Here is a 20,356-nt window from a genome sequence, read left to right as displayed (position 1 = left end):
GCGGTGCTGACTCGCTTCATCAAGATCCAGCTGATCATCTTCACGGTGCTGACGGTGATCGCGCTCGCGGTGCTCGGCTGGTATTACCTGCGGGTGCCCAGCCTGGTCGGGATCGGGCAGTACACGCTGCACGCCGAACTGCCGAGGTCGGGCGGCCTGTACTCAACCGCCAACGTCACCTACCGCGGCACGACGATCGGCAAGGTCACCGCGGTCGAGCCCACCGAGCGCGGCGCCAAGGCGACCATGAGCATCGACAACCGGTACAGGATCCCGGTCGATGCGAGCGCCAACGTGCACTCGGTCTCGGCCATCGGTGAGCAGTACCTCGACCTGGTGTCGACCGGCAACCCGGGCCAGTACTTCAGCGACGGGCAGACCATCACCAAGAGCACGGTGCCCAGCGAGGTGGGACCCGCACTCGATGCGGCCAACGAGGGCCTTGCCGTGCTGCCCAGGGAGAAGATCGACGCGCTGCTCACCGAGACCGCGGACGCGGTCGGCGGCCTCGGCCCGTCGTTGCAGCGGCTGGTGGACTCCACCACGTTGATCGCCCAGGACTTCAAGGACAACCTGGGTCCGGTCAACGACATCATCGCGAATTCGGCGCCGATCCTGGAGAGCCAGGTGAACTCCGGCGACAACATCGCGCAGTGGTCGCGCAACCTGAACATCCTGGCGGCCCAGTCGGCCGAACAGGACGCCGCACTGCGCAGCGGGCTGCAGCAGGCCGCGCCGACCGCCGACCAGCTCAACGCGGTGTTCAGCGGCGTGCGGGACTCGTTGCCGCAGACGCTGGCCAATCTGGCCGTGGTCATCGACATGCTCAAGCGCTACAACAAGGGCCTGGAACAGGCCCTGGTGGTGCTGCCGCAGGGCGCGTCGGTCGCGCAGGCGGGCACGATCTTCGAGGGCGAGGGTCTGCTGCACTTCGGTCTGTCGATCAACCAGCCGCCGCCGTGTCTGACCGGGTTCCTGCCCGCATCGGAGTGGCGTGCGCCGGCCGACACCAGCATGAAAGAGCTGCCGTCGGGCACCTACTGCAAGATCCCGAAGGACTTCCAGGCCAACGTCGTCCGCGGTGCGCGCAACTATCCGTGCGCCGACGTGCCGGGTAAGCGGGCGGCGACGCCGAAGGAGTGCCGCAGCGACGAACCGTACGTGCCGCTGGGCACCAACCCCTGGTACGGCGATCCGAATCAGATCCGCGACTGCCCGGCCGCCGGTGCCCGCTGCAACCAGCCGGTGCACCCGGGCCGCAACGGCGTGATCCCCGCCCCGTCGATCAACAACGGGATGAACCCGCTGCCCGCCGATCAGCTCCCGCAGCCGCCGTCGCCGGTCAGCGACCCGTTGAGCCCGCCGGGGCAGGGCCGTGTCGAGTGCAGTGGACAGCAGCCCAACCCGTGCATCTACACTCCGGCACCAGGACCACCGGGCACCGCTGTGTACAACCCAGCCAGCGGCGAGGTGGTCGGACCTGACGGCGTCAAGTACAACGTCAGCAATTCGAGCAACCCAGGAGACGACGGATGGAAGGAGATGCTGGCACCCGCCAGCTGAACCCCACCGATGCTGAGGAAACGCCGGACAAGTCGGTAGCAGTATCCGGAGACAATCCAGACGACACTGAATCCCCCGCCGAGGACGGCATCCTGGGCGAGCGGGTGACCACGGTGCCGTCGGAGGACGACGGGCGTCGTCCGCCGCGGCTCGGCCGCGGCTGGCTGACCGCGATCTGCGCCGTCCTGCTGCTGCTCGGCGCGGGCGCCGGCGTGGGCGGATACCTGGCGTTGCGGTCCCACGAGGAGAGCACGCAACTCGCGGAGAACGAGGCCGCCGCGGTGGCGGCCGCGCGGGATTGCGTGGCGGCCACCCACGCCCCGGATGCGGCGGCGATGACCGAGAGCCAGGCCAAGATCCTGGAGTGCTCGACGGGCGACTTCGGCGTGCAGGCCGGGTTGTACGGCGGCCTGCTCGTCGACGCCTACCGCGCCGCCAACGTGCAGGTGCAGGTGTCGGATATGCGCGCGGCGGTGGAGAAACACAACGCCGACGGGTCCATCGACGTCCTGGTCGCGGTGCGGGTGAAGGTGACCAACTCCGAGGCCGCCGATCAGGAACAGGGATACCGCCTGCGGGTCCAGATGGCACCCGACGAGGGCACCTACAAGGTCGCCCGACTCGACCAGGTGACTTCGTGACGGCCGTCGTCGACGCACCGCCCGACGCGCCGGCCGCCGAGACAACGCCGGCCGAACCGCTGGCCAGATGGCATGTGCGGGCCGCGGCGCTCGCGGTCGACGTGCTACCGGGGCTGGCCGTGGTCGCGACGACCGCGCCGTGGGTCCTGGCCGGACCGGGGATCGGCTGGTCCTGGTGGGTGCTGACGGCGGTGGCGGCCGTCGCCCTGCTCGCGGTGATCGTCAACCGGGTGCTGTTGCCTTCGCTGATCGGCTGGACCCTGGGCCGCGCCCTGTGCGGGATCCGCGTGCTGCGCCGCGACGGCGGCGAGGCGGCACTCGGGCGGCTGCTGCTGCGGGAACTGGCCCACGTGCTCGACACCGTGGCGTTGTTCGTCGGCTGGCTGTGGCCGCTGTGGGACCGCCGCAACCGCACGTTCGCCGACCTGTTGCTGCGCACGGAGGCCCGCGTCGTCGCTCGCCCGGACCGTGATATGCGCCGCTTCACCGCGAAGGTGCTGATCGGTGCGGTGGTGGTGGCCGTTGCGGCGGTGGGCGTGACCTACCTGGCGGTGTACCGCAAGGAGCAGGGACTCGACCGGGCCCGGGCGCAGATCGCCGAACAGGGCCCGCGGATCGTCGAGCAGATGCTGAGCTACGGCGCCGAGACGATGGACGAGGACCTCAACCGCGCACAGACGTTGACCACGGAGGCCTACCGGCCGCAGTTGGTGGCGCAACAGGAGGCCGCCCGCAAGGGCGGTGCGACCACCAACGAGTACTGGGCGGTGAGCAGCGCCGTGCTGTCGTCGTCGATGGACGAGGCGGCGATGCTGCTGGCCATGCAGGGGCAGCGCGGCACCAAGGCCGAGGATCTCAAGTTCATCACCGCCACGGTGCGGGTGGACTTCGACAAGATCGGTGACAACTGGCGAGTGGACAATCTGACGGTGCTCAAGGCGCCGCTGATGCAGGGAGCCGGTCAGTGAGCCCGCGCCGCAGGGTCGACGGGGACGAACCCGACTTCTTCGCGGCGTCGCCGAGGCGGCCGCGCCGGTGGGGGCTGCCGCTGATCGCGACGGTGGCCGCTCTGCTGCTCGCCGCGGCGCTGACGGTCAGCACGCTGATGCTGGTTTCACATGAAACCGACCGCCGCGCCGAGGTGCGCGACGCCGCCGCGCTGGATTACGTGCGGAGTTTCATGACGTCGTACACCACCCTGGACCCGTTCAACGCCAACGCGTACGCCGACCGCATCCTGGCGCAGGGCACCGGCGAGTTCGCGAAGATGTTCAAAGAGAAGATGAACGAGATCGTGATCCAGGTGGCCCGCGCCGAACCGACCGAGGGCAACGTGGTCGAGGCGGGCGTGCAGCGCTGGAACGACAACGGCAGTGTCGACGTGCTGGTGGCCACCACGACGACATCCAAGACACCGGACGGCAAGAAGACGATCGAGAGCGGAAACCGTTGGGTGGCAACGACGACCCAGGAGGGCCAGCGGTGGAAGATCAGCCAGCTGATTCAGGTGATCTGACCACGGATCCCGCCGGGACGGGATCTCCCGAACCCAAGCGCGGGCGGCGGCTGCCGTGGCGGCGCGCCAAGAAGGCTGCGGCCGAACCTGATTCGCCGGGCGTCGCCGACGAGGAGCCGGCGACGCCTGAGGAGCCCGCGACGCCTGACGAGCAGGCACCACGCATGCCGACCGGCAAGGCGCGCAGGTCGCCGAAGCCGGTCAGCACGACGGACACCGAGCCCGAGCCCGAGCCGGAGGTCGCGGTCGAGAAAGAGTCGGACGCCGAGCCCGAGGGCGAGGCTCAGGCCGCCGAGCCCGAGGTCGAGGCGGAAACCGCCGACGGCGCAGGCGAATCCGACGCCGCTGGTGAATCCGAAGGCGAGCCGGAACCGGAACCGGTACTCGTCCCGCACCGACCGGCGGGCAGGCGCCTGTTGATCGCCGCCGCCGCGGCGTCGGTCGTCTTCGTCGGGGCGGGCGCCTTCGCCGGCGCGATGCTGCAGCCGTACCTGGCCGACCGGGCCGAGGTGGACACCAAGCTGAACATCGCCCGCACCGCGACCGAGGCGATCACCACGCTGTGGAGCTACACCCCCGAAGACATGGCGACCCTGCCCGACCGCTCATCCCGTTTCCTCACCGGCGATTTCGCGACCGAGTACCGCCGCTACATCGACGCCATCGTCTCGACGAACGAGCAGGCGAAGGTGACGAACACGACCCAGGTGATGGGCACCGCCGTCGAGAGCCTCACACCGACAGAGGCGACGGCCCTCGTCTACACGAACTCCGTGTCCACCAGCCCGGTGAGCAAGAACGTGCCGTCGCTGCGCTACCTGTCCTACCGGCTGACGATGGAGCGTGACGGCGCCGACTGGCTGATCACCGGGATGAACGCGGTGACCAAGCTGGATCTCACCCCGCAGCTGTAACGATCATCTCCGGGCCATGGCCGTTCGTTCACCGGTCTCGAACCGGTTGACCGTCACCGCATTACTGCTGCTGACGTTCGCGACGGGGTTGATCGACGCGGTCAGCGTGCTCGTGCTCGGGCACGTGTTCGTCGCCAACATGACCGGCAACGTGATCTTCCTCGGGTTCTGGTTCGTCCCGCACTCCGGGGTCGATCTGACCGCGGCACTGGTCGCGTTCGTCAGCTTCCTGATCGGTGCCGTCATCGGGGGGCGGTTGGCCCGTCACCTCGGCTCGCGCCCCCGCCACTGGCTCAGCGTTGCCCTGGGCGTCGAGGTGGTGGCGCTCATGGTGCTGGCGGTTCTCGCCGGAACCGGGGTGCTCGATTACCGGGACAATACGAAGCTGGTGCTGATCGCCTGCCTCGCAATGGTGTTCGCGATCCAAAACGCCACCGCCAGGCAGTTCGGCGTCCAGGAGCTGAGCACCACGGTGCTGACCCAGACGATCGTCGGCATCGGTTTCGACAGCAGGCTGGCCGGCGGAAGTGGCGAACGCGAGAAGCTGCGCAACGGGGTGGTGCTGACCATGTGCGCGGGTGCGGTGGTCGGAGCCACCCTGACGCTCGTGACGGTCGCCCCGGTGATCGCGTTGGCCGGCGCCGTGGTGGCCACCGCCGCTGCGCTCTTCCGCTTCGGACCACCCGCGTGACCGAGTTCGTCAAGCGCAACCCGGATGCACCCCCGGGCTTCTTCGCCTGCGAAGCGGCCGGGCTCCGCTGGCTCGCCGCGGCCGGCGGGGCGGCCTGTGTGCCGGTGATCGACTGCGATGCAACGTCGTTGACCCTAGAACACCTGGATTCGGCGGCGCCGTCGCGAAGTGCGGCCGCCGCCTTCGGGGCCCGACTCGCCGTGACGCACGATGCGGGCGCGTCCGGTTTCGGCGCCGGGCCGGACGGCTGGGGCGGACCCGGATTCTTCGGCCCGCTGCAGAAGCCGCTGCCCATGTCGTTGACCGCGCATCCCACCTGGGGGGAGTTCTACGCCGACGAACGCCTCGGACCGATGGGGGAGCACGCCGCCCCGAGGCTCACTGCCGCCGGCCGCGAGGCCCTCGCGGCGGTCCGTGATCTGTGCCGCGCGGGCCGGTTCGACGACGGTGACCCACCGGCGCGGCTGCACGGTGACCTGTGGAGCGGAAACCTGATGTGGACCCCGGACGGAGTGGTGCTGATCGATCCGGCCGCCCACGGCGGACACCGCGAGACCGACCTGGCGATGCTCGCGCTCTTCGGATGCCCGCACTTCGACGAGGTGATCGCGGGATACCAATCGGTGCGGCCGCTGCGGGGCGGGTGGCGCGAGCGGATCGCGTTGCACCAGTTGTATCCGCTGCTCGCTCACGTGGTGCTGTTCGGTGGCGGGTACATCCGCCAGACGGAGTCAGCGCTCCGCAGCGTGCTGAGCGACTTTGCCTAACTGCTTTCGTACGCAACGACAGCGAACCCGAACGATCGCAGCGGCCCGCATTGCCGGACAGCGCTGAAGTGCATGAACAGGCAAATTCCGGCCGGTGCCCCATCGCACCGGACCGCTGTGTGGCTAACCCGCCCGCATTTGCCGATCCAGCGCCCGTTCAGCAAACATAAGAACAGCGTCCGCCGCGTCGCCTGATCGAACATTTGAAAGTCAAAGCACAGCACTCAAGTGCACAAAAGACGTGACCAATCGGCGAGGCGGCGCCTCGCGGCTCCGACCGCTGCCGATTTCCAGCAATTTGACGTGTGTGCTGGTGACGGGTGCTACGGTGCCTGAGACCAAGCTGAGAATCTGCGGGGAGGATCCAGTCATATGGCCAAGCATCGCGGTGCGAAGCGGCGTTCGAAGAAGATTGCTGCACTCGGCGCGGTCACCGTCACCGCGACGGCGCTGACCGTCGGCGCCGCTCCCGCGCCCCAGGCTTCGGCCGCGGCTGCCAGGTCCACCGATCGCGTCGACCTCACCGCCGACTTCCGGCTCTTCCCGCCCCCGCAAGCAATCCCGGACCTCACCGGGGGCGCCGGTGAGGCCGCCTACGACCTCAAGAACGAATTCGCCGATTTCGTCTTCCGCTCGATCTTCGAGAATCTGAACCTCGCGGCATTCGCGCAGGCGGCGGGGGTCGATCCGCAGAGCATCCTCGAGCGGGTGCTGGACAACCTGCCGCTGGCGCTGCTGACCGACCCGATCTTCGTCGACCTCCTCGGCGGCATCACGCTCCCCCTCGCCGCGGCGCTCGGCGCGCTCCCGGTCCTCAACCAGATCCCGTTGTTGCGGGACCTGTTGACCCAGGGCCTCAACGTCGCCGGCCTGAACACCATTTCCGGGCTGCTCGACATCCTCGGCCTCGACCTCAGCAATTTGGCCGACCTGACGGGGCTGGGCGAGCGGGTGGGCGTGAACCTCGTGACCTCCGGCGACGTGTTCACGCTGCTCAAGGTGCTGGGCACCGACCTCGGCTGGGTGCCGACGCTGCCCAACTCCGTGGCCGATGACGTCAACGAGACCGAGTACCTCGGCATCGGAGTGGACGGTGTGCTCGACCTGGTGGACACCGGCATCATCAACGTCCCGGGCCTCCTCAACCAGCTTCTCGACCTGCTCAACCTCAACACGGACCAGATCCCGGACGTGCTCAAGGTCCGGGCGCCTGTGGTCATCGGCGAGGGTGTCGGGGCGTTCGCGGCCGGCATGGCGTACCAGGACATCCTCGCCCAGCTGCCCAATCAGCCGGGCGGCGCGAACTACAACGGCGTCGAGGCCGACCCGCTGCTGGGCAGCGTGACGGTGCTGCCGATGTTGTTGCTGCGCAACCCCGGTCGCGCGAACGGCGGCCTGTTCGCCCGCCTGTACCCGCTGGCCGGGTTATTCGGGATCGATACGGTGACCCCGGATACCGAGGTGAGCAACAGCGGCGGTGTGCGGCTCCCCGGCGGCCTGTATGTCGGTGGGGCGACGCTGATCCCGGTCAAGATCGACGTCACGCTGCAGCACGACTGGCTCTCCGACGTCCCCGCGTGGCCCAACCCATTCTCGCTGCTGAACACCCTCACGGCGGTCGTCGCACCGACGTACATCCTGCGGGGCCTGGATACGGGTCTGGTGGCGGGTGCGGTGGCGGGGCAACTGGGGCCGCAGATCGGGGAGGTCGTCGGCGGCATCGCCGAGGATGACCCGTTGGCGCTCGACTTCTACGTGACGGTCCCGATCGACGCGCTGCCGCTGCTCGAGCCCACCTATCTCTTTTTCGACGCCATCAACCTGCTGACGGGCGCCAACCTGAACAATCCCATCGGCACCGCGCTCGGTCCGGCCCTGAGCAGCCTGGTCAACCTCGGCTACACCGACGTGGTGCGGCAGTGGAACGACGACGGCGACTACTGGGAGTACGTCCGCACCTTCGACGACACCGACGTGCCGACGGCGTTCGGCTCGTTCCCCGACATCAACTGGATGAACGTGCCGGGCGACATCGCGGGCGCGTTCGCCGCCGGCGTCCGGCAGGCGTTCGAGGACGGTCTGGTCAACCGCGACGGCCCGGTCAAGAACGCGCTGGCGACGCTGCTGAACCTGATCGGCCTCGACAACGGTCTGCCCGGCGGTATCGGCGGTGCGGGCCTCAACGGAGTCCTCGACCAGATCCGCGACACGATCGACGATGTGCTCGGCGGCCTGGATCTGCCCCGGCCGTCGACGGCCGCAGTCAATTCCGTGCCCGACGACGCCTCGCCCCGGATAGCGCTGAGGACCGTCGGCGGCGAGGACACCCCGGCCGAGGAAGCGGACGACGACACCAAGGACCACGTCGAGGATGTGCCGGTCGCCGATACGGACACCGATGGCGACGCAGACACCGATACGGACATCGACACCGGCACTGACACGGAGAACGAGCCCGTCGACGAGCCGGAGGACCAGCTCGAGGAAGACGAGACCACGGTCGAGGACGACACCACGGTTGAGGACGAAGACGCATCCGAGACCGAACCCGCCGATGACACCGCCGATACCGAGGACACCGCCGACACCAAGGACACCGGCGACACCAAGGACACCGGCGACACCGGCGAGAGCGGCGCGGGCGAGAAGGCCGCCTGACGGTCAGTTCGGGGCGAAGGCGCCGAGGGTGATCTCGCCGATCACCGGCGCCAGCCACTGCGCGTACTCGCCGGTGATGTGGTTGTCGTCGCGGTACACCAGCGTGTTGCCGACGATGACGGGACAGCGCTGCGATGTGCAGAACAGGTCGCCGAGGTCGGCGTAGCTTCCCCCGGCGGCCTGTGCGGCGTTGGCCTCGGCGGCGATTCCGCCGGCATTGAGCGCCGCCGCCCGTCCGGGCGAACAGGCCACCACGTCGTCCATGTGGTCCGAGACGCAGGACGGCACCGTCGACAACGGATCCGGTGCCGGGCCCAGCACCAGCACCGCCGCACCGGTCGCGCGCAGCCGCGACACCAGGCGGCCGAGCCCCTCCACCCAGGCCGGATCGTATGAGACGAAACCGAAGTCGGCGCCGTAGCGTCGGGACATGTCGACGACGATCAGTTGCGGCCGTTCGGATTCCAGCCGGGCCAGCACATCGCCACGCCATTGTTCGCACTCACTGAACGTCCGGCCCAGATAGGGACTGGTGATCGGAAGGTCCATCAGCGGACAGGTCACCTTGCTCATCGTCTCGAGCCGCCAATGATTCTGCTCGGCAACGGTTTCCAGGGCCGGCTGCCACATCGCGGCGTGCGAGTCCCCGACCAGCGCGACGCGCACCGCCGACTCCGCGTCACCCGATACGCATTCGGGTTGATCGACATCGCGCCACGACAGCACGCAGCCGTTGACGAACACCTCGGGTTTCGTGACGTTACCCAGAGACGGCGCCAGATCGGCGGGCACACTGCGCATCTCGGCGGACGCGGCGACCGCGGCCTGCACCTGCTGTCGTGGGGTGGGTGCGGACGGGGCGACCTCGGGAGCGGGGCCGGCGGTGGCCCGGGGCGCGGGCGCGGTGAGCGCCACCGGGGTCGCGGCGGGTCCGTCACCCGTGGGTACCGGCCGGATGACGAGCAGCACGATCGCCGCGCACACCGCGGCGGCCGTGGCGACGCCGCCCACGGCGAGGCTGCGCACCGCCGATCCGCGCAGCGCGGCGGCGAACCGGGCCGGATTCTCCACCAGATGCAGCGTCAGGATCGCCAGCCCGAGGGAGATGACGATCATGGCGAGCCGACTCGCGAGCCCGAGGTCGGTGCCGAACATGGCCGGCGCGAGGATCAGCACCGGCCAGTGCCACAGATACCAGGAGTAGGAGACCCGGCCGATCGCCCGCGGCAGGGGTTTCGACAGCAGCCGGCCGACGCCGAGGTTCGGTGTGGCACAACCGGCGACGATGACCAGCGCGGTGCCGGCCACCGGCAGCAGTGCCGCCGTACCGGGAAACGGTGTGGTGGCGGTGACGCGCGTACAGGCCGCCACGATCAGCACGAGGCCGGTCCAGCCGACCGCGGCCGCGGCGACCGGTGGCAGCCGCCGCCACCATCCGACGCTCAGCGCGACCAGGCCGCCCGCCGCGAGTTCCCACGCCCGCGTCGGCAGCGAGAAGAACGCCCACGCCGGCCAATCGCCGGTCCACGCCAGCGACACCGCGTAGGACGCCGCGGCCGCCGCCGAAAGCACCGCCGCGAACGGCAGCACCGAGCGGGCGGCGCCCGGCCCGAACCGGCGCGCGATCAACCAGGCGGTCCCGACGATCAGCAGCGGCCACACGAGGTAGAACTGCTCCTCGACCCCGAGAGACCAATAATGTTGCAGCGGCGAGGGTTCCGTCGCGGCGAGGTAGTCGGTGCCCTGGATCGCGAAGCGGTAGTTGCCGACGTAGAGGGCGCCCGCGATCGCGTCGCCGAGCACGGCGCGGGCCTGCAACGGGGGCAGCAGCAGCACCGCGCCGACGGCGGTGGCCACCAGCACGAGCGCCGCGGCGGGCAGCAGCCGGCGGGCGCGAGCGGCGTAGAACGCCCCGAGCCGCACCCCGCCGCCGGCGGCGACCTGACGCCACAGCAACCCGGTGATGAGGAAACCGGAGACGACGAAGAAGACGTCGACGCCGATGAAACCGCCGCCGAGGCCGGGCATGCCGGCGTGGTACAGCACGACGGCGAGGACGGCGACCGCGCGCAACCCCTCGATGTCGGTGCGGAACGTCCGAGACGGCGCACCCGAGCGGCCGCCTGCGGATACGCCGCGGCGGGAGGTGACCCGGGAGATCGGGGGGTTCGTCACATCAGTCACTTGAACCCCGATGGTCCCACGCAGGGGCCGCGGAATCCGGTATTGACGTGCTAGTTGAACGCAAGCCAGCTGGGCAGCGCGCGCTCCCGCGAATCGCACAACACCTGTCGGGTGTCGCAACTGCCGCGCGGTGATCCCGCACCACTCCACATACCGCCGGTGTCACGGCGCAGCACGATGGCCGACGACCCACCGCCGTCGAGCAGCAGCGCGTGTTCGGCGCCCAGCCCGCGGAACAGATCCTGCATGTTGTCGGGCGTGTAGTTACCGCCCTGGAAGACGTAGAGCTGATCGCTGGCGCTGCTGTAGGCGACCGCGGTGCGCGCCGCGCTCGGGCCGGGATCGTTGAGCTGACCGGTTTCGCCGGGGGCCAACAGGCCGAGCCCGGCGACGGCGACGAATCGAACGTTGCGGTCCATCAGCTTCTGGATCTCCGGCGATGCGGCGTCGAAATCCTGTTTTCCCTTGGGCATCACGACGTAGGGGGCCGCGCCGACCGGCAGGATCATCGTCGCCAGCGCTGACCAGGTCTCGTCTCCGCCGGAGAGCCCCTGCTTACCGGCGTAGGCGACGGTCCCGGTGATGGGGGCGTTGGCGCGGCCCTGGCCGCGGGTGTTGTCGACGTAGGCGCCCAGCGGCGAGCTGCACCCGGTCTCGCGCCAGGACCCGCCCTTCTGCCCGCGGACGTCGAAGAAGTTGGCGTTCACGGCGATGGTCGGCTGCCCGAGCGCCTGCCACGCCTGATGCGGGGTGAAGGTCTCCGACGCCTGCCAGAGCCCTTCGCCGGTGCGTGCGCGGGGGTCGCGTTCGCAGCGCGCCTGATAGCCCTGGTGGGTGTCCACCAGCAACCTCGGGTTGAGCCGGGACGACGCGTTCTTGATCGTCATCAGGTGGCCGCCGTTGTTCAGCGTGTACTCGCGCCCGTCGGCGGCGCGGAAGGGGGCGGCGAATTCACCGCCGAAGTTGTAGACGAGGTAGGAGCCCTTGGTGTTGGCGATGGCGCCGAGGAGCAGCGATTTGGGGTCGCTGGCCCGCGCGTGCGGTTCGCCCATCGTGCCCAGCGCCGCGCAGAGCGCGAACACGGCAACACCCGCCGTGAATCGCCGCAGAACGTTTGCTGAGATGGGCACGGCCGCCTTTCGACAGAGGTCACCTAGCCCTAACGATATTCACAGCAGTCACTCTGTCAACTTTGATAACAACCTGGTTGCGGCCGGGCAACGACGGGATTGCTGTCGTGGGCCTTCCGGACTTCTTTGCGTGAACCGCGCGCGGGTGGGGTAATCGGCCCACGTGCCCGTCGACGCCCCCGCGCCGTCGGGCATCCCGGACGCGTGCGTCCCATGGAGACACAGATCTAAGGAGCGGAAATGATCGGAACCATCCTCGGCGCATTGGTCGTCGGCCTGATCGTCGGTGCGCTGGCGCGGCTGATCATGCCGGGCAAACAGAATATCGGCGTCATCATGACCATCGTGCTCGGCGCGCTCGGGTCATTCCTCGGCAGCTGGCTGACCTATCAGCTGGGCTACAGCAACTCCAACGGCGGTTTCGAGATCATCCCGTTCCTCGTCGGGATCATCGTCGCGATCGTGCTCATCGCGATCTACGTCGGTGTCACCGGTAAGCGCGGGTCGCGCCCCGGTAGCACCGTCCGCTAGGAACCATCACCGAAGGTGGGCTCAGGCGTTCGCGCCTCGAGCCCACTTCGGCGTGTCAGCGGCCGGGCGGGGCGAGGCGGTAGACGGCGCCGGCGTCGTCATCGGTGATGTAGACGGCGCCGTCGGGCCCCGCCACCGCGTCGACCGGCCGGCCCCACCGGGACCCGTCCTCGTCCTGGAACCCGCCGACCAACGTCTGCTGATCGCCGAGACCGCCGTCGCTCCACGGGTAGAACGACACTTCGGGGGCGCGCGGCGGCCGCCGGTTCCACGACCCGTGGATGCCGACCAGCGCTCCCCGCGCATACGGTTCGGGCAGTTCCCCGTCGACGAAGCTCAGGCCCAGCGGAGCGGAGTGGGCGCCGAAGCTCTGCTCGACCGGTGGTAGCGCGGCGCAGTCGAGCTTGTCGCCGTCGGCGTTGGTCTGCACGTCGCGGATGAAGGGCACGTCGGCCGGTCCACCGTCGATGTTGCAGTACGGCCACCCCAGTTCGCGCCCGGGTGTGAGCTTGGCGAGTTGTTCGGGCGGGTGGTCGTTGACGTAGGCCGGGTCGACCTCACCGGTCGCGGGGTCGGCGACGTTGTCGCGGCCGTTGACCGCCGTCCACACCGAACCGTCCGGCGCGACCGCCAGCCCGGTGCCGTTGCGGACGCCGGTGGCGAACGGTTCGGCCGGACCGCCGCCCGGGGGCACCCGCATGATGGTGGCGCGCGGTGGGGTGGCGTCGCGGTCCTCGGCCGAGATGTTGCCCGTCGACCCGATCGAGAAGTACACGGCCCCATCGGGTCCGACCGCGACGCTCTTGAGCGCATGCGCGTAGGCGCCCCGCAGGTCCGGACTCTCGGCGTCGGGTAGGCCGGCGGCCACGGTGCGTCGGTTGCCCGCCCTGCCGTCGACGTAGTCGTAGGCAGATATCTCGTCACTCTCGGCGACGTAGAGCGTCGACCCGGCGAACGCCATCCCGTGCGGCTGGGTGAGTCCCTCGAGCAGCGGTGTGGACCGTGATCCGTCGAGTTTCAGGATCTCTCCCGTGCTGGGCACGGAGACCAGCAACGCACCGTCGGGCGCCCACCGGGCGAACCGCGCCTTCGGAACCCGCGCCCATACCGCCATCGTCCAGCCCGCGGGAATCGACACCCGGCGGGCTTCGTCGAAGGGTGCGGCATCCATCCCCGCGGGCACCTCGACGGTCACCGTCCGATCTGCCGAAGCCGGCGCAGGTGCCGACGTCGAGGTGGACGGCGACGGCGCGGTCTCGTCGGGTGCACTCGTCGAGCACCCGGCCAGCGCCGCAACGGCGAGAACGCCGAATGCCTTATACGGCAGACAGATTCGCATGCATTTCCCAGACCAGGATCTCGGCCGGTTCGACGGCCGTCACGCGCTGGCCGCCGGACGCCGTGAAGCGCACCGCATCGCCTTCTGTCAGCGCACCGGCACCCTCGAGCGTCACCTCACCGCGCGGGACGAACAGGTGCAGATACGGCGCCTGGGGCAGTTCGACGTTGTCGCCGGGTTCGAGCCGGGCGCCGTGCAGCGCCGCGTACCGATTGCGGATCGTGATCGCGGTGTCGTCGCGGTGCTCGGGCATGCCCGAGGCGATCGTCACGAACTTCCCGCGCAACTGCTCGTCGTCGATCTCGAGTTGCTGATAGCCCGGGGCGATACCGGATTCGTCGGGTACCACCCACATCTGCACGAAGTGGACGGGCTCGCGGTGGCTAGCCTCGCCGGTCAGGGTCCAGGAGTCGTTCTTCTCCGAGTGCAGAATGCCCCTGCCGGCCGACATCCGTTGCGCCAGACCGGGATAGATCACACCCGAATTGCCCGTCGAGTCCTGGTGGACGAGCGATCCGCGCAACACCCATGTGACGATCTCCATGTCGCGGTGGGGGTGGGTCTCAAAGCCGCTACCGGGGGTGACGGTGTCGTCGTTGTTGACCAGCAGCAGGCCGTGGTGGGTGTTGGCGGGGTCGTAGTGGTCGGCGAACGAGAACGAGTGTTTGGAGTCCAGCCAGGAGATCTGCGTCCTGGGGCGCTCGCCGGCGCGCCGGACGTCGATGCGTTCAGCAGTCGTCATATCACTCGTCTCCTCGAAACCGTGCGCCAGCCTAGGTGGCGCATCTGGACACGACAACTCACATGATGTGTCATGTATTCCGTGTGGTTGTCCGACGAGGAGCAGCAGGTGTGGCGGGGCTATCTCGCGATGGTGGCCGAACTGCAGGCCGCGATGAATCGGCAGCTCCAACACGACTGCGGGCTCTCGCTCGCCGATTACGAGGTGCTGGTGGCGCTCTCCGAGCACGGTGGGCGGCGCATGTACGAACTCGGCGAGACGCTGGCGTGGGAGCAGAGCCGGCTGTCCCACCAACTGCGGCGGATGCGTGAGCGGGGCCTGGTGTCGAGGCGGGGCGCCACAGACGACCGGCGCGGCGCCACCGTCGCACTCACCGACGCCGGACGCGCGGCACTGCGCACGGCGGCGCCCGGACATGCGGCGCTGGTGCGGCGGGTGCTCTTCGACGGGATGCCGACGGCCCGGCGCAAGGCGTTCAGCGACGTGATCGACACCGTGCGCGAACGCCTCCGCGACTCACCAGTCTGATTCGTCGAAGGTGATGACGCCGCGAATGTTCTTGCCGTCCAACATGTCCTGATAACCCTGGTTGATGTCCTCGAGGCGGTAGGTGTTGGTGACCATCTCGTCGACTTTGAGCAACCCGGATTTGTAGAGTCCGACCAGCCGGGGTGTCTCGACGTGGCTGCTGCCGCCGCCGAAGATGTTGCCCTTCAAGGTCTTCTGCAACATCGTGAACAGGAACAGGTTGAGCTTGACGTCGGCGTCGAACATCGACCCCATACCGGTGACGACGCAGGTGCCGGTCTTGGCCGTCAGCGTCATCGCCTCCTCGATGTACTCACCGCGCATCTCGCCGACGGCGATGATCGTCTTCTCGGCCATGAAACCGTGGGTCAGTTCGAGGACGGGGCCGATCGCCTCGGCCATCGACGAGAAGACGTGGGTGGCGCCGAACTTGGTCGCCTGGTCACGTTTGAACTCGACCGGATCGACGGCGACGACGTTGCGGGCTCCCGCGATCACCGCGCCCTGCAGCGCGGACAGCCCGATGCCGCCGACCCCGACGATCACCACCGTCTCGCCCGGTTGCACCTCGGCGACGTTGGTGGCCGAGCCGAACCCGGTCGGGACCGCGCAGCCCATGATCGCGGCGGTCTCGAACGGGACGTCGTGGTCGATCTTGACGACGGAGTCCTTGTGGACGGTCATGTAGGGCGCGAAGGTGCCGAGCAGATTCATCGGGGACACCTCGGTGCTACCGGCGTGCACCCGTGACGTGCCGTCGGCGATGGCCTTGCCGCCGAGCAGCAGCGCACCGCGGTCGCACAGCGAGCGATAGCCCTTCAGGCAGGGCTGACACTGACCGCAGGCGGGGATGAACGCGAGGATGACGTGGTCGCCCTCCTCGATGCCCGTGACGTTGCGGCCGACCTTGGTGACGACACCGGCGCCCTCGTGGCCGCCGAGCGCGGGAAGTCCGATCGGGGTGGCCCCGGTGGTCAGGTGGTAGTCGGAATGGCACATGCCGGCGGCGTGCACGCGGATCTGCACCTCGTCATCGACGGGGTCACCGACCTCGATCTCGTCGACACGGAACGGCGCATTCAGTTCCCAGAGCAGGGCACCCTTGGTCCTCATGGCTGGCGATCATAGAACACGTTCCAGTTCTGTGGCGAAGGTGCGGCCTGAGCTGGGCAGTCATGGCCCAGATGCCGTCGACCAAGCGCCGGAATAAGGTTCCGGCACGCTTATCCACAGCAATGTGTGCCAAAACCCTGATCTCGGCGGAGGGTGTCGGGTCCTGCCTTCACCGTATGGCCATGACGACAACGATGATGGGCCCGTTTCTCGGGACCGAGGCGCTGGCCGCCGGCATGGTGACGCGCCGCCAGTTGGGCCGTCGCTACCGGGCGCTGTATCGCAACGTGTATCTCCCCGCCGAGCAGGAACTCACCGCGGTGACGCGAGCGAAGGGGGCGTGGCTGTGGTCCGGCCGCGACGCCGTCGCCGCCGGGCTGTCGGCGTCGGCACTGCACGGCTCCAAGTGGATCGAGGCGAACGAGCCCGCCGAACTGATCCGCATCGGCGACGCGGTTTCAGGGGTCCTCATCCGCCGTGACCGGTTGCCCGAGGACGAAGTCTGCGTGCGGTTGGGCATCCCCACGACGACCGCAGCGCGAACCGCTTTTGATCTGGGCAGGCGGGGCAACCTCACCGCGGCGGTACAGCGCATCGATGCCCTGGCCAACGCGACCCTGTTGACCCGTGCCGACGTCGAACCGCTGCTCGAGCGGCACCGCGGTGCGAGGGGCATCGTTCAGGCACGCCGGGCGATCGACCTCATGGACGGCGGCGCGGAATCCCCGCCGGAGACGACGGTGCGGTTGATGCTGATCGCCGCCGGGTTTCCACGGCCGGACACCCAGATCGTCGTGCACGACCAATTCGGCAGGTTCGTCGGCCGGATCGACATGGGGTATCGGGAACACCAGGTCGGCGTCGAATACGACGGCCCGCAACACTGGACCGATCCGAACCAACACGCCCGCGATATCGACCGCCAGGCGGAACTGGCCGCCCAGGGCTGGGTCATCATTCGAGTGAGCCGCGACATTCTGCGTCACCGCCGCGACGTCGCGATCCGGCGAACGCGGGACGCCATGCGGGCGGCCGGTTGGCCGAACTGGGCCCAGGTCAGAGTTGACCCACGCATATCGGTCGAACGCTGGGCGTAACCCTGATCTCGGCGGAGCCGGAGGCGACCTACAGCGTGTCCGCCAGCCCGAACGGCGCGAACGTCGTCGCGTGGAACGCCACCACGTGCGATATGCCGTCCGCGGTGACGTCGAGGACATGCAGCTGGAAGGCCTCGTGCCGACCGGTCGCCGGATTGCGCATGTACAGCGCCGCGGCGGTCTGCCCGTTGGCGGTGGTCGGAATCAGCTGCATATCGCCCGCCCGTTCGGCCGGGCAGTGCGTCTTCGACAGCAGCACGATGTCGTGCGGGCCCTGGTACCACCCGTCGAACGGCGGCATCTCCCACACGGCCTCCGCGGTGAACAGGTCGGCCAGCCTGTCGACATCGTAGGTCTCGAACGCCGCGATGTAGCGGGTCAGCAGGTCCCTGGCCTCCGGAGACTCCGGCGGGCGCAGGTCGTCGTCCTCGCTCGGCCCGATGGCGTCGAGTTGGGCCCGCGCCCGCTGCAGCAGGCTGTTCACCGCCGCGGTGGACGTGCCCAGCGCGTCGGCGACCTCGGCCGCCTTCCACTGCAGCACCTCGCGCAACACCAGCACCGCGCGCTGCCGCGGGGAGAGGTGCTGCAGCGCCGCGATGAACGCCAACCGCACCGACTCCCGTGAGCCCACGATGCTCGACGGGTCGCCGGCGTCGTCGGGCAGCGGCTGCAGCCACGGCACCTCGGCGCGTTCGTGGATGTCGTCGACCGGGTCGGAACTGGGCGCACCGAGGCCGGTGGGCAACGGCCGGCGAGCCCGGCCGTCGAGCGCGGTCAGCGAGGTGTTCGTGGCGATCCGGTAGAGCCAGGTGCGCACCGACGACTTGCCCTGGAAACCCTTGTAGGACTTCCACGCCCGCAGATACGTCTCCTGCACCAGGTCTTCGGCGTCGTGCAGTGACCCGGTCATCCGGTAGCAGTGCGCGAGCAGTTCCCGTCGATACTTCTGTGCATCGGCGAGGAATGCGTCTTCGTCAGGGCCGTCGTCGACGGTACGAGCCAGGACGGTCACGCTGGCGAGCTTACGCACGATGGCCGACATCCGGCACCCCGTTGTCCCGGCCGCGACCGATAGTCTTTCGAGCCATGGCCAGCACCCGTAGCGAGCGACATTTCGACGGCGTCGGCGGGGTGAGGATCGTCTACGACACCTGGACCCCCGACGCGCCCGCCCGCGGCGTCGTGGTGCTCTCCCACGGCTACGCCGAGCACGCCCGCCGCTACGACCACGTCGCACAGCGCTTCGGTGAGGCCGGGCTGATCGTCTACGCGCTCGACCACCGCGGCCACGGGCGCTCCGACGGCAAACGGGTCTACCTGCGCGACATCGCCGAGTACACCGGTGACTTCCACACCCTCGTCGGGATCGCGGCCCGTGAGCACCCCGACCTGCCCCGCATCGTCCTCGGCCACAGCATGGGCGGCGGTGTGGTGTTCGCCTACGGCGCCGAGCATCCCGGCGACTACGCGGCGATGGTGCTGTCTGGCCCGGCGGTCTACGCGCAGTCCGCGGTCAAACCGTGGCTGGTCACCGTGGCGAAGCTGCTGGGCCGCATCGCACCCGGGGTGCCTGTCGAACAACTCGACGCCGACGCGGTGTCCCGCGATCCGGAGGTGGTTGCCGCCTACAAGGCCGATCCGCTCGTCCATCACGGCAAGCTGCCCGCCGGTGTCGCCCGCGGGCTGTTCACCGTCGGCGAGACCATGCCGCAGCGGGCGGGTGCGCTGACCGCACCGCTGCTGGTGGTGCACGGTGAGAAGGACCGGCTGATCCCGGTCGAGGGCAGCCACCGGCTCGTCGATCGCGTGGCGAGCCAGGACGTGCACCTCAAGGTGTACCCCGAATTGTTCCACGAGGTGTTCAACGAGCCGGAGCGGGCCACCGTGCTCGACGACGTGATCTCGTGGATCGAGGTGCGGCTGTGAAAGCCGTTGTGCGACTGGCTGCCTCGTGTATAGCGGCCGCGCTGCTGGTCGCCGGGTGCGGCTCGGACGATAAGGCCGCGGACGAGACCGCACCCGCCCAGACGGGCTGGGTCGACGACGAGGTGACGTTCACCGCCGACGGCCTGACCATCCACGGCACCTACCGCCACCGTGACGGCTCCGGCCCGGCCGCGCTGCTGATCTCCGAGAGCGGTCAGACCGACCGCAACGGCGACAACGCGGTGGCGGGTCCGGTCGGCAACATGCGCCAACTCGCCGAACTGCTCTCCGAACGCGACGTCGCCAGCCTGCGCTACGACAAGGTGGGCACCGGACGGACCGGCCTCGGCCCGTACGCCACCAGACCGGCCGACGTCGGCACCGCGGTCTACACCGCCGGGGCAGCCGCCGCGTTGCGGTTCCTCGCCGACCAACCGGACACCGCGCGCGACCGGATCTCCGTCTACGCCCTCGGCGAGGGCACCGTCCACGCCATGTCGCTGGCGGCCGCGAACGATCCGGCGGTGCACTCACTGGCGCTGCTGCAACCGCTGGCCGCCCGCTATCTCGACATCATCACCGGGCGCGTCCGCGCCGAAGCCGATCCGACCGTGCTGGCCAACTGGCTGGCCGCGGTCGAGGAGATCCGCACCAAGGGCACCGTGCCCGCCCAGCTGCCCGAAGGTCTCGGCGCCATCGTCAACCCCGGCAACATCAAGGCCGTCATCGAGGCCGACCGGGTCGATCCCCTGGCGCTGGCCGCGAAGGTGCCCGCGGGTACGCCGGTGCTGTTGACGTGTTCGAACTCCGACGGGCAGGCCAAGTGCGATGCGCTGCGGCCGTTGATGGACGCGCTGCGGCACACCGAGCTGACCGTCGTCGAACTCGACGGCGTCAACCACGTGCTCCGCGACGACCCGAGCGACAACGTCGCGAACTACGCTCAACAGGCGCCGCTTTCTCCACAGGTGGTGAAGGCGCTGGACGAATTTGTCGGCGAGCAGCCCTAACGTGGC

The 20,356-nt window shown here is 69.1% G+C and carries 19 protein-coding genes; 13 read left to right on the top strand and 6 right to left on the bottom strand.

What is annotated here, in order from left to right:
- The first annotated feature begins 3 nt into the window (after positions 1 to 3).
- The 8 genes from G6N49_RS22765 to G6N49_RS22730 all read left to right on the top strand — a co-directional run bounded on the left by G6N49_RS22765 (position 4) and on the right by G6N49_RS22730 (position 8,750).
- On the top strand, positions 4 to 1,563 hold the full coding sequence (locus G6N49_RS22765) for a virulence factor Mce family protein (protein WP_011854205.1): 1,560 nt from the start codon (positions 4 to 6) through the stop codon (positions 1,561 to 1,563).
- On the top strand, positions 1,533 to 2,204 hold the full coding sequence (locus G6N49_RS22760; RefSeq protein ID WP_011854206.1) for an Rv1363c family protein: 672 nt from the start codon (positions 1,533 to 1,535) through the stop codon (positions 2,202 to 2,204). Before G6N49_RS22765 ends, G6N49_RS22760 begins: the two co-directional genes overlap by 31 nt.
- A complete protein-coding gene (locus G6N49_RS22755; RefSeq protein WP_011557552.1) occupies positions 2,201 to 3,172 on the top strand; it encodes an RDD family protein in 972 nt (323 codons plus the stop codon). Before G6N49_RS22760 ends, G6N49_RS22755 begins: the two co-directional genes overlap by 4 nt.
- Complete coding sequence (locus G6N49_RS22750) at positions 3,169 to 3,720, top strand: Rv1363c family protein (protein WP_011854207.1); 552 nt, start codon at positions 3,169 to 3,171, stop codon at positions 3,718 to 3,720. Before G6N49_RS22755 ends, G6N49_RS22750 begins: the two co-directional genes overlap by 4 nt.
- The gene (locus G6N49_RS22745) at positions 3,687 to 4,634 is read left to right on the top strand and encodes a hypothetical protein (protein WP_011854208.1); all 948 of its coding nucleotides are present in this window, start codon (positions 3,687 to 3,689) and stop codon (positions 4,632 to 4,634) included. Before G6N49_RS22750 ends, G6N49_RS22745 begins: the two co-directional genes overlap by 34 nt.
- 16 nt (positions 4,635 to 4,650) lie before the next feature.
- The gene (locus G6N49_RS22740) at positions 4,651 to 5,325 is read left to right on the top strand and encodes a YoaK family protein (RefSeq protein ID WP_011854209.1); all 675 of its coding nucleotides are present in this window, start codon (positions 4,651 to 4,653) and stop codon (positions 5,323 to 5,325) included.
- Positions 5,322 to 6,092, top strand: a complete 771-nt coding sequence (locus tag G6N49_RS22735; protein ID WP_011854210.1) for a fructosamine kinase family protein — start codon at positions 5,322 to 5,324, stop codon at positions 6,090 to 6,092. Before G6N49_RS22740 ends, G6N49_RS22735 begins: the two co-directional genes overlap by 4 nt.
- Before the next feature lie 372 nt (positions 6,093 to 6,464).
- Complete coding sequence (locus G6N49_RS22730) at positions 6,465 to 8,750, top strand: hypothetical protein (RefSeq protein WP_064875007.1); 2,286 nt, start codon at positions 6,465 to 6,467, stop codon at positions 8,748 to 8,750.
- Positions 8,751 to 8,753: 3 nt separating this feature from the next.
- On the opposite strand, the gene G6N49_RS22725 is transcribed toward G6N49_RS22730, so the two are convergent.
- A complete protein-coding gene (locus G6N49_RS22725) occupies positions 8,754 to 10,934 on the bottom strand; it encodes an acyltransferase family protein (RefSeq protein WP_083044508.1) in 2,181 nt (726 codons plus the stop codon).
- Between the two features lie 50 nt (positions 10,935 to 10,984).
- Entirely contained in the window at positions 10,985 to 12,064 is a 1,080-nt protein-coding gene (locus G6N49_RS22720; RefSeq protein WP_179967782.1) for a phosphodiester glycosidase family protein, read from the bottom strand.
- Between the two features lie 240 nt (positions 12,065 to 12,304).
- Here G6N49_RS22720 and G6N49_RS22715 point away from each other — a divergent pair, with 240 nt between their 5' ends.
- Positions 12,305 to 12,595 carry a GlsB/YeaQ/YmgE family stress response membrane protein gene (locus G6N49_RS22715; RefSeq protein WP_011557560.1) on the top strand — a complete coding sequence of 97 codons (291 nt, stop codon included), beginning with the start codon at positions 12,305 to 12,307 and terminating at the stop codon, positions 12,593 to 12,595.
- A 55-nt stretch (positions 12,596 to 12,650) separates the two neighbouring features.
- Here G6N49_RS22715 and G6N49_RS22710 read toward each other — a convergent pair whose 3' ends face one another.
- Both G6N49_RS22710 and G6N49_RS22705 read right to left on the bottom strand, forming a co-directional pair.
- Positions 12,651 to 13,934, bottom strand: coding sequence for a PQQ-dependent sugar dehydrogenase (locus G6N49_RS22710; RefSeq protein ID WP_083044510.1), 1,284 nt, complete (start codon positions 13,932 to 13,934; stop codon positions 12,651 to 12,653).
- Positions 13,912 to 14,676, bottom strand: coding sequence for a pirin family protein (locus tag G6N49_RS22705; RefSeq protein WP_083044511.1), 765 nt, complete (start codon positions 14,674 to 14,676; stop codon positions 13,912 to 13,914). Before G6N49_RS22705 ends, G6N49_RS22710 begins: the two co-directional genes overlap by 23 nt.
- Before the next feature lie 72 nt (positions 14,677 to 14,748).
- On the opposite strand from G6N49_RS22705, the gene G6N49_RS22700 reads away from it, so the two are divergent.
- The gene (locus tag G6N49_RS22700) at positions 14,749 to 15,204 is read left to right on the top strand and encodes a MarR family winged helix-turn-helix transcriptional regulator (RefSeq protein ID WP_083044512.1); all 456 of its coding nucleotides are present in this window, start codon (positions 14,749 to 14,751) and stop codon (positions 15,202 to 15,204) included.
- On the opposite strand, the gene G6N49_RS22695 is transcribed toward G6N49_RS22700, so the two are convergent.
- The gene (locus G6N49_RS22695) at positions 15,193 to 16,317 is read right to left on the bottom strand and encodes an NDMA-dependent alcohol dehydrogenase (RefSeq protein WP_011557564.1); all 1,125 of its coding nucleotides are present in this window, start codon (positions 16,315 to 16,317) and stop codon (positions 15,193 to 15,195) included. The genes G6N49_RS22700 and G6N49_RS22695 overlap by 12 nt on opposite strands.
- 194 nt (positions 16,318 to 16,511) lie before the next feature.
- On the opposite strand from G6N49_RS22695, the gene G6N49_RS22690 reads away from it, so the two are divergent.
- Positions 16,512 to 17,414 carry an endonuclease domain-containing protein gene (locus G6N49_RS22690; RefSeq protein WP_083044579.1) on the top strand — a complete coding sequence of 301 codons (903 nt, stop codon included), beginning with the start codon at positions 16,512 to 16,514 and terminating at the stop codon, positions 17,412 to 17,414.
- Positions 17,415 to 17,442: 28 nt separating this feature from the next.
- Here G6N49_RS22690 and G6N49_RS22685 read toward each other — a convergent pair whose 3' ends face one another.
- Entirely contained in the window at positions 17,443 to 18,456 is a 1,014-nt protein-coding gene (locus G6N49_RS22685; protein WP_011557566.1) for a sigma-70 family RNA polymerase sigma factor, read from the bottom strand.
- A 44-nt stretch (positions 18,457 to 18,500) separates the two neighbouring features.
- Here G6N49_RS22685 and G6N49_RS22680 point away from each other — a divergent pair, with 44 nt between their 5' ends.
- Complete coding sequence (locus G6N49_RS22680) at positions 18,501 to 19,340, top strand: alpha/beta hydrolase (RefSeq protein WP_011557567.1); 840 nt, start codon at positions 18,501 to 18,503, stop codon at positions 19,338 to 19,340.
- Complete coding sequence (locus G6N49_RS22675; RefSeq protein WP_064874997.1) at positions 19,337 to 20,350, top strand: alpha/beta fold hydrolase; 1,014 nt, start codon at positions 19,337 to 19,339, stop codon at positions 20,348 to 20,350. The genes G6N49_RS22680 and G6N49_RS22675 overlap by 4 nt, the downstream gene beginning before the upstream one ends.
- The last annotated feature ends 6 nt before the right edge of the window (positions 20,351 to 20,356 follow it).

The sequence above is a fragment of the Mycolicibacterium monacense genome, assembly GCF_010731575.1.
GTDB classification, from domain to species: Bacteria; Actinomycetota; Actinomycetes; order Mycobacteriales; family Mycobacteriaceae; genus Mycobacterium; species Mycobacterium monacense.
Note: the sequence above shows the minus strand (reverse complement) of the source record. Positions and strands in the feature narration are given on the sequence as shown.

Bases quoted from the DNA above. Each gene is read 5' to 3' on its own strand.
- G6N49_RS22760 (WP_011854206.1), top strand. From the start codon at position 1,533: ATGGAAGGAGATGCTGGCACCCGCCAGCTGAACCCCACCGATGCTGAG.
- G6N49_RS22740 (WP_011854209.1), top strand. From the start codon at position 4,651: ATGGCCGTTCGTTCACCGGTCTCGAACCGGTTGACCGTCACCGCATTA.
- G6N49_RS22730 (WP_064875007.1), top strand. From the start codon at position 6,465: ATGGCCAAGCATCGCGGTGCGAAGCGGCGTTCGAAGAAGATTGCTGCA.
- G6N49_RS22715 (WP_011557560.1), top strand. From the start codon at position 12,305: ATGATCGGAACCATCCTCGGCGCATTGGTCGTCGGCCTGATCGTCGGT.
- G6N49_RS22710 (WP_083044510.1), bottom strand. From the start codon at position 13,934: ATGCGAATCTGTCTGCCGTATAAGGCATTCGGCGTTCTCGCCGTTGCG.
- G6N49_RS22705 (WP_083044511.1), bottom strand. From the start codon at position 14,676: ATGACGACTGCTGAACGCATCGACGTCCGGCGCGCCGGCGAGCGCCCC.
- G6N49_RS22700 (WP_083044512.1), top strand. From the start codon at position 14,749: ATGTATTCCGTGTGGTTGTCCGACGAGGAGCAGCAGGTGTGGCGGGGC.
- G6N49_RS22695 (WP_011557564.1), bottom strand. From the start codon at position 16,317: ATGAGGACCAAGGGTGCCCTGCTCTGGGAACTGAATGCGCCGTTCCGT.
- G6N49_RS22690 (WP_083044579.1), top strand. From the start codon at position 16,512: ATGATGGGCCCGTTTCTCGGGACCGAGGCGCTGGCCGCCGGCATGGTG.
- G6N49_RS22685 (WP_011557566.1), bottom strand. From the start codon at position 18,456: ATGTCGGCCATCGTGCGTAAGCTCGCCAGCGTGACCGTCCTGGCTCGT.
- G6N49_RS22680 (WP_011557567.1), top strand. From the start codon at position 18,501: ATGGCCAGCACCCGTAGCGAGCGACATTTCGACGGCGTCGGCGGGGTG.